This is a genomic window from Sphingomonas taxi (assembly GCF_000764535.1).
GTDB classification, from domain to species: Bacteria; Pseudomonadota; Alphaproteobacteria; order Sphingomonadales; family Sphingomonadaceae; genus Sphingomonas; species Sphingomonas taxi.
The window spans coordinates 551,754-565,590 of the sequence record NZ_CP009571.1 but is presented as its reverse complement, the minus strand read 5'-3'; the positions used below and the strand labels follow the sequence as shown (position 1 = coordinate 565,590).

The following is a 13,837-nucleotide window of genomic DNA, read 5'->3' as shown; positions in this document are numbered from 1 at the left end:
GCTCGCGCGTTGGTTACGGCATCCCCTCGTTTTCCGATCGGCGGACCTGGCGGCGGCCGATCTGATCGTCTTGCGGCACAGTATACCGTGCCGGGACGGATTGGGTAAATATCCGCCGCCCGGCCCACACTTGCGTCAGGCCCTTAGCCAAGCCGTCATCACGGGAGGCGAAAGATCTCAATGAAGCGTCGCTGTACCCGGCGGAGGCCGGGGGCTTAGTTGGGATGACTGTCGCAAGTCATCGCAAACCTTCGCCCAACTGGGCCCCGGCCTCCGCCGGGGTACAGCTCTTGCGTACCTTGGCGACTATCGCAGGACTGCCGCGCCAACCGCCGGCACCCCCGCGGATCACGCCGCGCGGAACATCTCCGGCGGCAGCGCCATCAGGCTCTCCGCGCCACCCTCGATCTTGCGGCGCAGTGCGCCCGCGTCGGGTGCGATCCGCTCGGCGAAGAAGCGGGCGGTGACCAGCTTGGCGTCGAGGAACGCCGGGTCGCCCTCGCCCGCGGCCTTCAGCTCGGCGGCGGCCTTCGCCATGCGCAGCCACATCAGGCCGGTGGCGACGATCCCCATCAGATGCATGTACGGCACCGCCCCGGCACCGACGTTCTCCGGGTTCTTCATGCCGTTCGCCATGAACCACATCGTCGCGGCCTGCAGCTCGCCGAGCGCCTTCTTGAGCGCGGTGGCGATTCCCGCGGTCGCCTCGACGGCTTCGGCCGCCGCGGTTTCCTCGGCGACGATCTTGAACAGCGCCTGCACCGCACGACCGCCCTTCAGCGCGAGCTTGCGGCCGACGAGGTCCATCGCCTGCACGCCGTTGGTGCCCTCGTAGATCATCGCGATCCGGGCATCGCGGACATATTGCTCCATGCCCCATTCGGCGATGTAGCCGTGTCCGCCATAGACCTGCTGCGCGTTGGTCGCGACCTCATAGCCCTTGTCGGTGCCGACGCCCTTGATGACCGGCGTGAGCAGGCCGATCAGGTCGCCCGCCATCTCGCGCTCGGCATCGGTGCCGGCATGATGCTCCAGATCGACCTGCAACGCACCCCACAGGCAGAGCGCACGCAGCCCCTCGGTCCACGCCTTGGCCTCCATCAGCATGCGGCGGATGTCGGGATGGACAAACAAGGTGTCCGCCTTTTCCTCGGGCTGCTTCGGCCCGGTCAGCGCGCGGCCCTGGCGACGATCCTCGGCGTACTGGACGGCATTCTGATAGGCGACCTCGGCGATGCCGAGCCCTTGCAGGCCGACGCCGAGCCGCGCCGCGTTCATCATGATGAACATCGCGGCAAGGCCCTTCATCTCCTCGCCGACCAGCCAGCCCTTGGCGCCGTCATAGTTCATCACGCAGGTCGAATTGGCGTGGATGCCCATCTTGTGCTCGATCGAGCCGCAGGTGACCGCGTTGCGCTCGCCGAGGCTGCCGTCGGCGTTGACCAGCACCTTGGGCACCACGAACAGCGAGATGCCCTTCGAACTGTCGGGCGCGCCCGGCGTCTTGGCCAGCACGAGATGGATGATGTTGTCGGTGAGGTCGTGCTCGCCCGCCGAGATGAATATCTTGGTGCCGGTGATCGCATAGGAACCGTCCGCCTGCGGCTCTGCCTTGGTGCGGATCAGGCCAAGATCGGTGCCGCATTGCGGCTCGGTGAGGTTCATCGTGCCGCCCCATTCGCCCGACACCATCTTGGGGACGTACATCTGCTGCTGCTCGGGGCTGCCCTTGGCGACCAAGGCCGCGATCGCGCCGTGGGTCAGGCCGGGATACATGGCGAAGGCCATGTTCGACGAGATCATATATTCCTGGAAGGCGATCGACACGACGTGCGGCATGCCCTGCCCGCCATATTCCGGCGCGTTGCCCAGCGTCGCCCAGCCGCTCTCGACGTACTGGTTATAGGCGTCCTTGAAGCCGGCGGGGGTGGTGACGCTGCCGTCCTCGTTCCGGGTGCAGCCTTCGAGATCGCCCGACTGGTTGAGCGGGAACAGCACCTCAGCGACGAAGCGGCCGCCCTCCTCCAGCACCGCCTCGACCACGTCTGGGGTGGCGGCGTCGAAGCCGGGCAGATTTGCGTATTTCTGCAAGCCGACGACATGCTCGAGGATAAAACGCGTGTCGCGGACGGGGGGCGTATACTGTGGCATCCGATTATCCTTGTGTGTCGGCGATATGGACGGCCTCGACGACCGCCACGAATTCGGTAAGTTCGGCGATCGCGGCGTCGATGTCGTGCTTCTGGCGTTCGAGCAGTTCGATCCGTGCGCGGCAGCGGTCGATCGACACCTGCCGCTGGAGACGGCGGCCGTCGTCGAGATCGTAGAGGTCGATCATCTCGCGGATCTCGCCGAGGCTGAAGCCGACGCGCTTGCCGCGCAGGATCCAGGCGAGCCGCGCGCGGTCGCGATGCGAATAGATGCGCTGGGTGCCGCGCCGCTCGGGAGCGATCAGCCCTTCGTCCTCATAGAAGCGCAGCGCCCGCGCGGTGACGCCGAACTCTTCGCACAGATCGGAAATCGTGAAGGAGTCGCGATCGTGGCGATGTTCGATCACGGCATAAGCGGGTGACGAGGCCATGGCCGATTCGTTACGTCACGTTTACGTCAACGTCAACCTACTCACCTGCGCTGCACAGCCGTTTTCCAGACGGCGCGCGCAGCGTCGCCGCCTCGGCCACCGCGCCGCTGAGCCGCTCGACGGTCAGCGAATCGAGCGAGGCGCGGCCGGTGCAGTACCGATCGCAATCGGCGGGCATCGCGGCGGGGAAGACGATGCGTTCGCCATCGAAATGCGCATCGAAGCGGCAGGGGCCGAAGGCGACCGCGACGGTCTCGCCGCGCCGGCGGGCGGTGCCGGCAGCGGCGCAGCCCTGCCCCTCGCCGTAATCGATCAACGCGCCGATCCGGAACGTGTCGCGGCCGGCGGGGACGATGCAGAGCCGGTCGGTGTCGGCGGCCCACGACCCGGCGAGGCCGGCGCGCGCGGGATCGCCGACGAGGCCGGCACGCAGCGCCGCGCGTTCCAACCGGCTGCCCGGCGTGTCCTGCGGTGCCGGTGGCGGCGATCCGCAGCCGGCGAGCAACAGCGCCGCGAACAGCGCGCGCCTCATCCGATCGCCTGCAACCGATCGCCGTCGACCCGGCGGTAGAAACAGCTCGCCGCGCCGGTATGGCAGGCGGGCCCGGCGGGATCGGCGATGATCCACAGCGCATCCTGATCGCAGTCGATGCGCATCTCGACGACGCGCAGCACGTTGCCCGACGTCTCGCCCTTCTTCCACAGCCGCGCGCGACTGCGCGACCAGAAGGTCGCCTCGCCGCTCGCCTGCGTCGCGGCGAGCGCCTCGGCGTTCATATGCGCGACCATCAGCAGCGCGCCGTCGCGGGTGGTGACGACCGCGGTGATCAGCCCGGCGGCGTCGTATTTGGGATCGAGGACGAGTTCGGTTTCGCGGGGATCGGCCATGCCAGCGTCTATAGCGGGTGCGGAGGCGGCGTCATCCTCCCGTGCAACCGCTGAAAAGCGCAACTATGTTGCCCTTCGGTTGCGCACGCGGCAAAGCTGCGCGCCACATGGCCACCCACCCCTTCCGTATCGCCAATTTCCGCAGCTATTGGCTGTCGCGCCTGTCCGGCACGATCGCGCAGACCGCATTGGCGATCGTCATCGGCTGGCAAGTCTATGGCTTGGCGCGCGAGACGATGGACGTGCGGCAGGCGGCGTTCCTGCTCGGCATGATCGGCGCGGCGCAGTTCGTGCCTTTGTTCCTGCTCACCCCCGTCACCGGCCTCGTCGCCGACAGCGTCGACCGGCGCTGGATCGTCCGCGCCACGACAGCGGTGATCGCGCTGGTCGCGGCGTTCCTCGGCGTGCTGACCTGGCTCGGCGAGCTGACGCTGCCGGCCTTGTTCTTCGCGGCGGTGGTAATCGGTGTCGTGCGCGCCTTCACCGGCCCGGCCTATTCGGCGCTCGCCCCCAATCTGGTGCCGCGCGAGAGTCTGCCGACCGCGATCGCGATCTCGTCGATCGCGTGGCAGGTGGGGTCGATCGCCGGGCCGAGCGTCGGCGGGCTGCTTTATGCGATCCATCCCGACGTCGCTTATGCGACGATCACCGGGCTGTTCGTTCTGGCGCTGGCGACGATGTTCCTGATCGGGCCGGTGCCGCAGCCGCCGGCGCAGACCGACAAACACCCGCTCACCCGCATCCTCGACGGTTTCCAGTACGTCCGCAACAACCGGCTGGTGCTGGCAACGATCACGCTCGACCTGTTTGTCGTGCTGCTCGCCGGCGCGACCGCGCTGCTGCCGATCTACGCCCGCGATATCCTGCATGTCGGCGCGCAGGGGCTGGGCGTGCTCGCCGCCGGCATGGGGATCGGCGCGGCAGTCACCGCGGTGTGGTTCTCGGTGAGGCCGATGGACAGCAACGTCGGCACCAAGATGCTGATCGCGGTGGTCGTCTTCGCCGTGGCGGTGCTGACCTTCGGCCTGTCGACCTCCTTCCCGCTCAGCCTCGCCGCGCTGATCGTCGCGGGCGGCGCAGACATGGTCTCGGTTTACGTCCGCCAGTCGTTGATCCAGCTCCATACCCCCGACGAGATGCGCGGCCGGGTGAGCGCGGTGTCGCAGCTCACCATCTCGGCATCGAACGAACTGGGCGAGGCGGAAAGCGGGCTGATGGCGTCGCTGCTCGGTCCGGTCGGCGCGGTCGCGTTCGGCGGGATCGCGGCGATCGTCGTCACCCTGCTCTGGGCGCGGCTGTTCCCCGAACTGCGCGCCGCACGGACCTTCGACCCGCCAGACATGTTACAGATCGAACCGCAGCACGGAGAAGCCAAGCCATGAAGGCCAACACCATCCTGGAAACGATCGGCAACACGCCGCACATCCGCGTCGCCAAGCTGTTTCCCGATTCGGAAGTCTGGATCAAATCCGAACGCTCCAATCCGGGCGGCTCGATCAAGGATCGCATCGCGCTGGCGATGATCGAGGCGGCGGAAGCCAATGGCGACCTCAAGCCCGGCGGCACGATCATCGAGCCGACCAGCGGCAACACCGGCGTCGGCCTGGCGATGGTCGCCGCGGTGAAGGGCTACAAGCTGGTCCTCGTCATGCCCGAATCGATGTCGCTCGAGCGGCGGCGGCTGATGCTCGCTTATGGCGCGACCTTCGACCTGACCCCGCGCGAGAAGGGGATGAAGGGGGCGATCGAGCGCGCGATCGAGCTGGTCCATGCGACGCCGGGCGCGTGGATGCCGCAGCAATTCGAAAACGGCGCCAACATCGATGTCCACACCCGCACGACGGCGCAGGAGATCCTCAACGATTTCCGCGACTCGCCGATCGACGTCATCATCACCGGCGTCGGCACCGGCGGCCATATCACCGGCGTCGCCGAGACGCTGAAGAAGCATTGGCCGAACCTCAAGGTCTTCGCGGTCGAGCCCGCCGCCTCGCCGGTCATCGCCGGCGGCCAGCCGGGGCCGCACCCGATCCAGGGGATCGGCGCCGGCTTCATCCCGCGCAACCTGCACACGCAGGCGCTCGACGGGGTGATCGAGGTCGACGCCGCGGTCGCCAAGGACATGGCGCGCCGCTCGGCGACCGAAGAGGGTATCCTCGTCGGCATCTCGTCGGGCGCGACGCTCGCCGCGATCCTCCAGAAGCTGCCGGATCTGCCCGACGGTGTCCGCGTGCTCGGTTTCAACTATGACACGGGCGAGCGCTATTTGTCGGTGCCGGACTTCCTGCCCGAACAGTGACGGTTCCTTCCCAGGCGCGCAGCCCGATGTGGCTGCGCGCGGTGCTGGCGGCGACTGCGATCGTCGCGGTCGCCGTCCCCGCCCTCGTCGTCACCCATCCGCCCGCGATGCCGCAGCCGCACAAGCGTGTCGTGCTGCAACGGCGGGTCGTGCCGCCCGCCGAGCTGCCGCCGGTCGAACCGGTGACGTTCATCGACCTGACGCCGGAGGATGCCAAGGCGTTCAACGCCGGCGTTCCTTTTTCCGATTTGCCCAATCCGGCGGCGCGGCCGTTCCGCTTCGTCGGCGACGCGGAGGATCGTGCGCGGGCGACCGACTGTATGGCGGCGGGCGTGCTGTATGAGGCTGGCGACGATAGCGAGGGCGAACGCGCCGTCGCGCAGGTGGTGCTCAACCGGCTGCGCCACCCCGCCTTTCCGAAGACCGTGTGCGGCGTGATCTTCGAGGGGCAGGAGCGCAGCACCGGCTGCCAGTTCAGCTTCGCGTGCGACCACGCGCTGACGCGCTGGACGCCGACCGCCGACGCCTGGCGGCGGGCGCGCGAGGTGGCGACGATGGCGCTGGGCGGCGCGGTCTATCGCCCGGTCGGCTATGCGACGCATTACCACACCGACTGGGTGGTGCCCTATTGGCAGGCGAGCCTCGACAAGGTCGTTGCGGTGCACAGCCATCTGTTCTTCCGCTGGACCGGCTGGTGGGGAACGCCGCCCGCGTTCAACCGGCAGGTGAGTTCGAGCGAGCCGGTGATCGCGCAGCTCGCGCCGATCTCCGACGCGCACAAGATGGGCGGCGCGCTCGCCGAGGCGGATGCGGCATTGCTCGAGGCGTCGGCGGCACTCGGACTGGTCGCGCCGGACGGCGTGGCGGGCGAGACGGCGCCGTTCACCGCCTCGGCGGCCGATGGCGACAGTTTCTTCGTGACCTTGCCGTGGGGCGTGCAGCCCGAATTGTATCCGACGATCGCCGCCAAGGCGTGCGGCGACCGCAAGGCGTGCCGCTTCTCGGCGTGGAGCGACGCGGCAAAGACGCCGACCGCCGCGCCGCTGACCGCCGATCAGGTCGCGGCGATGGCGTTCAGCTATATCCGCGACCGCGATGCCGGGCTGGAGCGGACGCTATGGAATTGCGCCAAATACCCCCGGCCCGACCGGCGGCAGTGTATGAAGCAGCAGGTGCTGCTGACGGCCGTGCCGGTGGCGGCAGTGACGCCGACGCCGGTCGCAACGCCGGTAGCCGAGCTGGGCGGCGTACGGCGCAAGGGGGATGCGGTAGCCCGCGGTAACGAGGTGCCGGAGGCCACCGGCGCAAAACGGCCAGCGTCCGCCTTCCCGTCAGCTTCGTCGTCCGCGCGTCGTCTTCCGATGACGAGCGAGCGCTAGGACTCGTTGACGACTACCCACCCACCCCGTCACCCCGGACTTGTTCCGGGGTCCACTCCGCGGCGAGGAGCGCGGCTTGAGAGGATATCGTCCCCCTGCGGCCCGGTGGACCCCGGAACAAGTCCGGGGTGACGGGCGGTTGACGCGCCGTTCCGCGCCACGACGCTTATTTATGCCCGCGGATCGCCTTGACCAGCGCCGCCTTGTCCATCTTCGAACGGCCCTCGATGCCGATCTCGCGTGCTTCCTTCAGCAGGTCCGCCTTGCTGCGCTCCTCCAGCGTGCCGCCCGGATGGTCGAGCGTGCCGGCCGCCTTGGCATTGGCGATCCGCGCCGCCTTCTCCTTGGAATTGCCCTGTTTCAGCAGCTCCTCGTAGAGCGCGTCGTCCTTGATCTGCGCGCCATGGTCCTTGGCCATCACCCTCTCCTTCGCGCCCGGAACGCGCATCGCGACAATCGGTTCGTTTTGCGCATTACAAATACGCGACAAACGCGGAATGCGCTCCTATATGGCCACCCGCACGATGTGAGCCCCCGCCACCATGCTGACGACCCATCCGTTTGAAGACGACAAGCTACGCGAAGAGTGTGGCGTATTCGGTGTATCCGGCAGCGACAGCGCCGCGGCGCTCGTTGCGCTCGGCCTGCACGCGCTGCAGCACCGCGGCCAGGAGGCGGCTGGCATCAGCAGCTTCGATGGCCATCACTTCCACACCCATCGCGCGATGGGCCATGTCGCGGGCAATTTCGACCGCGACGACGTGATCCGCGCGCTGCCCGGCGATTATGCGGTCGGCCACGTCCGCTATTCGACGACCGGCGAGACGGCGCTGCGCAACGTCCAGCCGCTCTATGCCGAACTCGCCAGCGGCGGCTTCGCCGTCGCGCATAACGGCAATATTTCCAACGCGATGAAGCTGCGACGCGAGCTGATCCGGCGCGGCTCGATCTTCCAGTCGACCAGCGACACCGAGACGATCATCCATCTCGTCGCGACCTCCAACTATCGCACCCTGCTCGACCGCTTCATCGATGCGCTCAAGCAGATCGAAGGCGCCTACAGCCTCGTCGTGATGACACCCGAGGGGATGATCGCCTGCCGCGACCCGCTCGGCATCCGGCCGCTGGTGATGGGCAAGCTCGACGGCGCGGTGATCTTCGCCTCCGAAACGGTGGCGCTCGACGTCTGCGGCGCGACCTTCGAACGGCAGGTCGAGCCGGGCGAGCTGGTCATCGTCCAGAACGGCGAGATTCGCTCGATTCGCCCGTTCGCGCCGATGGCGCCGCGGCCGTGCATCTTCGAATGGGTCTATTTCAGCCGCCCCGATTCGATCGCCGGCGACCAGTCGGTCTATACGGTGCGCAAGGAGATCGGCGCGCAGCTCGCGATCGAGACGCCGGTCGAGGCCGACCTCGTCATCCCGGTGCCCGATTCGGGCGTACCGGCGGCGATCGGCTATGCGCAGCAATCGGGCATTCCGTTCGAGCTCGGCATCATTCGCTCGCATTATGTCGGTCGCACCTTCATCCAGCCGGGCGACAAGGTCCGCCACCTCGGCGTCAAGCTGAAGCACAACGCAAATCGCGCGCTCATCAAGGGCAAACGGATCATCCTCGTCGACGATTCGATCGTCCGCGGCACCACCAGCCTCAAGATCGTGCAGATGATGCGCGATGCCGGCGCGGCCGAGGTGCATATGCGCATCGCCAGCCCGCCGACGCGGCATAGCTGCTTCTACGGCGTCGACACACCCGAGCGTGCCAAATTGCTCGCCGCCAAGCTCGACCTCGGCGGGATGACCGACTTTATCCACGCCGACAGCCTGTCGTTCGTGTCGATCGACGGCCTCTACAAGGCGCTGGGCGAGGCGAAGCGCGCCGACATCCGGCCGAAATACTGTGACGCCTGCTTCACCGGCGACTATCCGACGACGCTGACCGACCAGGACGACAGCGTCGCGGTCGACCAGTTCGCGATGCTGGCGGAGCGGGTCAACTAAGGCATGGCCAGACCGCTTGCGAACCAACTCGCGCTGGTCACCGGCGCGAGCCGCGGCATCGGCGCCGCCACCGCGATCGCGCTGGGCGCGGCGGGCGCGCATGTCGTGCTGACCGCGCGCACCGCCAAGGATCTGGAGGCGGTCGAGGAAACGATCTTCGACGCGGGCGGCTCGGCGACGATCGCACCGCTCGACCTGACGCAGACCGACAGTATTGCGCGGCTCGCCGCGGCGGTCGGCGAGCGCTGGCAGGCGCTCGACGTGCTGGTGCTCAACGCGGCGATGCTCGGCAGCCTCGCCGCGGTGCCGGCGATCGACGCCAAGGAACTGGCGCAGGTGCTGACGCTCAACGTCAGCGCGCAGGTGGCGATGATCCAGGCGTTCGACCCGATGCTGCGCAAGGCGGCGGCGGGCAAGGTGATCGGTTTGACCTCCAGCGTCGGGCGCAATCCGCGCGCCTATTGGGGTGCCTATGGCGCGTCGAAGGCGGCGTTCGAGACGATGCTCGGCGCCTATGGCGACGAGACCGCCGACATCAGCCAGATCCGCACCGCGATCGTCGATCCCGGCGCGACCCGGACCAAGATGCGCGCGCGCGCCTATCCGGGCGAGGCACCCGAGTCGGTCAAGCCGCCCGAGACGGTGGCGGACCGGATCGTCGCGCTGGCGGTGGCGGGCTTCGAGGCCGGACACCGCGAACGCGTGGGGTGACCCCAAGTCCTCCCCCGCAAGGGGGAGGTGGCAGGCCGAAGGCCTGACGGAGGTGGAGGATACGGTAATGTCCGTATTTGCGGAAGCGCCCCTCCACCATTCGCATCGCGAACGGTCCCCCTCCCCCGCTAAAGCGAGGGAGGAATTAGGTACGCTTCACCAGCGTCACCTGTGCGACGTCGATGCCGCGGCCGCGGAAGCCGCCTTCGCAATACATCAGATAATAGCGCCACAGATCGCGGAAGCGCGCGTCGAGCCGTTCGGGCAGGCGCCCGGCCTTGTCGGCATTCTCGAACCGCTCGCGCCAGTGGCGCAACGTCTGCGCATAATCGAGCCCGAAGCTGCAGGGGTCGGTCCACGCCAGCCCCCGCGCCTCGCACAAGGCACGAAAGCGGCTTTCCGACAGCAGCATGCCGCCGGGGAAGATGTAGCGCTGGATGAAATCGACGCTGGTCGCGTAGCGGTCGAACACGTCGTCGGCGATGCTGATATATTGCAGCGCCGCGCGCCCGCCGGGCTTGAGCACCCGCGCCAGCGTGTCGCAATAGGCCGGCCAGTAATCCTGCCCGACCGCCTCGACCATCTCGATGCTGGCCACCGCGTCGAACTGGCCCGTGACGTCGCGATAGTCGGTCAGGGCTACCGTCACCCCCGGCAGGTTCCGCGCATCGACCGCCGCCTTCTGCTCGGTAGAGAGCGTCAGCGCTTGGACGCGCCGCCCGCCTGCCGCCGCAGTGGCGGCGAACGAACCCCAGCCGCAACCGATTTCCAGGATCGTGTCGCCCGGCGCCGTGCCGGTGCGATCGAGGATCGCGGCGAGCTTGCGGTCCTGCGCGCGCTCGAGCGTGTCACCGCTCGCAAAGATCCCGCTCGAATAGGTCAGGCCGGTATCGAGCCATTCGCGGTAGAAGTCGTTGCCGAGGTCGTAATGGTCGGCGATGTTACGACGCGAACCCTGCTTGTCGTTGCGACGAAGGCGGTGCCACAGGCGCAGCAACAGCTTCGATCCGCCGCCCGCCCTGGCCACGTCGGCGAGCTCGACTCGATTGCGCATGAAGAGATCGAACAGCGGCACCGGGTCGGGGCTCGACCAGTCGCCGTCGCGCCACGCACGATACCAGCCGACCGAACCGCCCGTCGCCAGCCGGACCAGCGCGCGCCAGCGGTGGAGGGTAACGATCGGCACCGGCCCCGGCCTGCGTCCGCCGAGCAGCCGGTGGGTGCCGTCGGGCAGTCGCGCCTCGATGCCGCCGCTCGCCAGCCCGGCATCGATCCGGTCGAGCAAACGGTGGAAGATCGGGGCGAGCGCGCGTGTCTGGAATGTGTCCGCAGCCATGTCGCGGGCGCTCATGCCGCAGCTTGCCCGATCAGGAAAGGGTCAGCGCGCCGCAATCGCCTCGCCGAGCGTCAGGATCGCGGCGACATGCCGTCGCGCGATCTCCAGCGCGTCGTCGCCATAGCCGCCGCCGACGGTGCTCGCGAGCGGGATGCCGCGGGTCAGCCGCGCGATCAGCCGCTCGCGCCGCGCCAGTCCGTCGAGCGTCAGCGACAGCCGTCCGAGCCGGTCGCCCGCAAAGGGATCGACGCCCGCCTGATACAGGATCAGCTGTGGCCGATGCTCGGCGAGGAAGGGCGTGAGCGTTGCCGCCAGCGTCGCCAGATAGGCGTCGTCGCCGACCCCGTCGGCCAGCGCCACGTCGAGCGTCGAACGCGCCTTGCGCGCCGGGAAGTTCTTCTCGGCGTGGATCGAATAGGTCGCGATCTCCGGCCGCCCGGCGAGCAGCGCGGCGGTGCCGTCGCCCTGATGGACGTCGCAATCGACCACCGCCAGCCGGTCGACCGTCCCCTCCTCGATCAGCCGCACCGCGGCGAGCGCGAGATCGTTGAATACGCAATAGCCCGCACCGGTGTCGGCGAGCGCATGATGGCTGCCGCCCGCGGTGTTTGCCGCGAAGCCGTAATCGAGCGCGAGATGCGCCGCCAGCCACGTGCCCCCCGGCACCGCCTGAGCGCGCGCCGCGACCTCGGGCGTGATCGGGAAGCCGATCCGTCGGGTCTTTAGATACGGCACGTCGGCGGCCAGCACCTCGGCGACGTAGCCGGGGTCGTGCACCGCCTCCAGCCAATGCAGCGGCATCGGTTCGGGGGCGTGCCACGCCACCCGCGGCCCCTCGGCCAGCAGGAGGTCGCGGATCAGGCCGTTCTTGTTCCAGCGGTAGGTGGAGCGCGCCGGCGCCGGCGCGACATAGGCGGGATGATGGACGATCGGGATCACGCCCGGTAGTTGGGGATGCGGTGGCCGTTCCCCAAGCCGCCTGCGGAGTGACGCATGACCGATACGCCCCCTGACGTCCGGAGTTTCCTCGACTATCTCAACGCCTTGCCCGGACCGGCGCGGCACGCGATGCCGCCCGCCGAGGCGCGCGAGGCGTTCCGCGCGACTCGCGCGCTCGCCGATCTGCCGGTCGGTGAGCCGGCGGCGGCCGGCCGATGAGCAACGACGCCAACGCCCGCCTGCCCTACCGTCCTTGCGCCGGCGTCATGCTGGTCAACCGCGACGGCAAGGTCTTCGTCGGCCAGCGCATCGATACGATCCTGGAGGCATGGCAGATGCCGCAGGGCGGGATCGATCCCGGCGAGGACGCCTATGCGGCGGCGGTCCGCGAGCTCGGCGAGGAGACGGGGATTTCGCCCGACAAGGTCGAACTGGTCGCCGAGGCGTCGGACGACTTCTTCTACGACCTGCCCGACGACATGGTCGGCAAGGTGTGGAAGGGCAAATGGCGCGGCCAGCGCCAACGCTGGTTCCTGTTCCGCTTCCTCGGCGAGGATGCCGACGTGCGGATCGACACGCCCCACCCCGAATTCCGCGCCTGGCGATGGAGCGATCCGGACGACCTGCCGACGCTGATCGTGCCGTTCAAACGCGATCTTTATACGGCCGTGCTCGCCGCGTTCCGGCCTCAGCTCGGCGCAGACCAAACGGGGTGAGCGGATTTTGGGGGTTTCCTCTACGGACTCAACGGGTAGAGCGCGCGATGTGCGCGCTACCCTGCTGTCCCCGATCCTCGTTCTGATCCTCGCCCCGCTGCTGCTCGCCAACGCGGCGGCGGATGGCGAGCCGGACGACAGCAAGGTGCCGATCCCCGCCGCGATCCGCTCGATGCTCGATGCCGCGATCGAGAGCGGCAACGACGGCGACGTGTCGGTGGTGGTCAAATATGCCCGGCTCGCCGATCCGGCGAGCGCCGATGCGGTGCTGGCGATCGCGCAGAAATGGCGCAGCGACCGCGCGCAGGCGCGGCAGACGACGATCCGGCAGGCGAGCATGTTCGACCTGTGGAGCGGCCGCGCCGAACTCGGCGGCTACATCACCACCGGCAACACCGACAGCAAGGGTGGATCGGCGGTGCTCGACCTGACCCGCGAAGGCCTGCAATGGCGGCACAAGTTCCACATCCAGGCGGATTATCAGGAAAACGCCGGGATCACGACGCGCGAACATTATCTCGCCAGCTACGAGCCGAACTACAAGATCAAGGATCGCGTCTATCTCTACGGCGCCGCGCAATATGAGGAGGACCGGTTCCTCGGCTTCTATCACCGCTATTCCGCCTCGACCGGCGTCGGCTACAGCGCGATCAAGACCTCGGCGATCCGACTCGACATCGAGCTCGGCCCGGCGTTCCGCCAGACGGCGTTCACCGACCAGACCGACCAGAGCAACATCGCCGGTCGCGGCACCCTGGCGTTCAACTGGCGGCTGCTGCCCGGCCTGTCGGTGACGCAGAACGCGTCGGCCTACGTGCAAAGCTCGAATTCGACGCTGAGCGGCACGACCTCGGTCAACGCCAAGCTGATCGGGCCGCTGTCGGCGGCGCTGTCGTACAACGTCCAATATGAAAGCATGCCGCCGGTGGGGTCGCTGTCGACGGACACGACCAGCCGCGCGTCGCTGGTATACAGCTTCTAGGCTGAC

Annotated in this window: 15 protein-coding genes; 8 read left to right on the top strand and 7 right to left on the bottom strand. The window is 68.2% G+C overall.

What is annotated here, in order from left to right; all coding sequences use genetic code 11:
* Positions 1 to 348 precede the first annotated feature (348 nt).
* The 4 genes from MC45_RS02480 to hisI are packed head-to-tail and all read right to left on the bottom strand — an operon-like array spanning position 349 to position 3,469.
* A complete protein-coding gene (locus MC45_RS02480) occupies positions 349 to 2,151 on the bottom strand; it encodes an acyl-CoA dehydrogenase C-terminal domain-containing protein (protein WP_038659094.1) in 1,803 nt (600 codons plus the stop codon).
* 4 nt (positions 2,152 to 2,155) lie between these two features.
* Positions 2,156 to 2,581, bottom strand: coding sequence for a MerR family transcriptional regulator (locus tag MC45_RS02475; protein WP_038659092.1), 426 nt, complete (start codon positions 2,579 to 2,581; stop codon positions 2,156 to 2,158).
* A gap of 37 nt (positions 2,582 to 2,618) precedes the next feature.
* On the bottom strand, positions 2,619 to 3,113 hold the full coding sequence (locus tag MC45_RS02470; protein WP_038659089.1) for a hypothetical protein: 495 nt from the start codon (positions 3,111 to 3,113) through the stop codon (positions 2,619 to 2,621).
* The gene (hisI, locus tag MC45_RS02465) at positions 3,110 to 3,469 is read right to left on the bottom strand and encodes a phosphoribosyl-AMP cyclohydrolase (RefSeq protein ID WP_038659086.1); all 360 of its coding nucleotides are present in this window, start codon (positions 3,467 to 3,469) and stop codon (positions 3,110 to 3,112) included. The genes MC45_RS02470 and hisI overlap by 4 nt, the downstream gene beginning before the upstream one ends.
* A 107-nt stretch (positions 3,470 to 3,576) precedes the next feature.
* On the opposite strand from hisI, the gene MC45_RS02460 reads away from it, so the two are divergent.
* The 3 genes from MC45_RS02460 to MC45_RS02450 are packed head-to-tail and all read left to right on the top strand — an operon-like array spanning position 3,577 to position 7,147.
* Positions 3,577 to 4,851, top strand: a complete 1,275-nt coding sequence (locus MC45_RS02460) for an MFS transporter (RefSeq protein WP_038659083.1) — start codon at positions 3,577 to 3,579, stop codon at positions 4,849 to 4,851.
* Complete coding sequence (cysK, locus tag MC45_RS02455; RefSeq protein WP_038659080.1) at positions 4,848 to 5,768, top strand: cysteine synthase A; 921 nt, start codon at positions 4,848 to 4,850, stop codon at positions 5,766 to 5,768. The genes MC45_RS02460 and cysK overlap by 4 nt, the downstream gene beginning before the upstream one ends.
* Positions 5,769 to 5,794: 26 nt before the next feature.
* Positions 5,795 to 7,147 carry a cell wall hydrolase gene (locus MC45_RS02450; RefSeq protein WP_081974306.1) on the top strand — a complete coding sequence of 451 codons (1,353 nt, stop codon included), beginning with the start codon at positions 5,795 to 5,797 and terminating at the stop codon, positions 7,145 to 7,147.
* 166 nt (positions 7,148 to 7,313) lie between these two features.
* On the opposite strand, the gene MC45_RS02445 is transcribed toward MC45_RS02450, so the two are convergent.
* Entirely contained in the window at positions 7,314 to 7,565 is a 252-nt protein-coding gene (locus tag MC45_RS02445; protein ID WP_038659076.1) for a DUF7218 family protein, read from the bottom strand.
* A gap of 124 nt (positions 7,566 to 7,689) precedes the next feature.
* Between MC45_RS02445 and purF the strand changes: the two genes are divergently transcribed.
* Both purF and MC45_RS02435 read left to right on the top strand, forming a co-directional pair.
* Complete coding sequence (purF, locus tag MC45_RS02440; RefSeq protein WP_038659073.1) at positions 7,690 to 9,147, top strand: amidophosphoribosyltransferase; 1,458 nt, start codon at positions 7,690 to 7,692, stop codon at positions 9,145 to 9,147.
* Positions 9,148 to 9,150: 3 nt separating this feature from the next.
* Positions 9,151 to 9,858, top strand: a complete 708-nt coding sequence (locus tag MC45_RS02435; RefSeq protein WP_038659071.1) for an SDR family NAD(P)-dependent oxidoreductase — start codon at positions 9,151 to 9,153, stop codon at positions 9,856 to 9,858.
* Positions 9,859 to 10,003: 145 nt separating this feature from the next.
* On the opposite strand, the gene MC45_RS02430 is transcribed toward MC45_RS02435, so the two are convergent.
* Positions 10,004 to 11,194, bottom strand: a complete 1,191-nt coding sequence (locus tag MC45_RS02430) for an SAM-dependent methyltransferase (protein WP_052075770.1) — start codon at positions 11,192 to 11,194, stop codon at positions 10,004 to 10,006.
* A gap of 42 nt (positions 11,195 to 11,236) precedes the next feature.
* Entirely contained in the window at positions 11,237 to 12,133 is an 897-nt protein-coding gene (locus tag MC45_RS02425) for a histone deacetylase family protein (RefSeq protein ID WP_038659067.1), read from the bottom strand.
* A 54-nt stretch (positions 12,134 to 12,187) separates the two neighbouring features.
* On the opposite strand from MC45_RS02425, the gene MC45_RS19190 reads away from it, so the two are divergent.
* The 3 genes from MC45_RS19190 to MC45_RS02415 are packed head-to-tail and all read left to right on the top strand — an operon-like array spanning position 12,188 to position 13,831.
* Positions 12,188 to 12,352, top strand: a complete 165-nt coding sequence (locus MC45_RS19190) for a hypothetical protein (protein ID WP_156143762.1) — start codon at positions 12,188 to 12,190, stop codon at positions 12,350 to 12,352.
* Positions 12,349 to 12,849 carry an RNA pyrophosphohydrolase gene (locus MC45_RS02420; protein ID WP_038659064.1) on the top strand — a complete coding sequence of 167 codons (501 nt, stop codon included), beginning with the start codon at positions 12,349 to 12,351 and terminating at the stop codon, positions 12,847 to 12,849. Before MC45_RS19190 ends, MC45_RS02420 begins: the two co-directional genes overlap by 4 nt.
* Positions 12,850 to 12,898: 49 nt before the next feature.
* Positions 12,899 to 13,831, top strand: a complete 933-nt coding sequence (locus MC45_RS02415; RefSeq protein WP_038659061.1) for a DUF481 domain-containing protein — start codon at positions 12,899 to 12,901, stop codon at positions 13,829 to 13,831.
* The last annotated feature ends 6 nt before the right edge of the window (positions 13,832 to 13,837 follow it).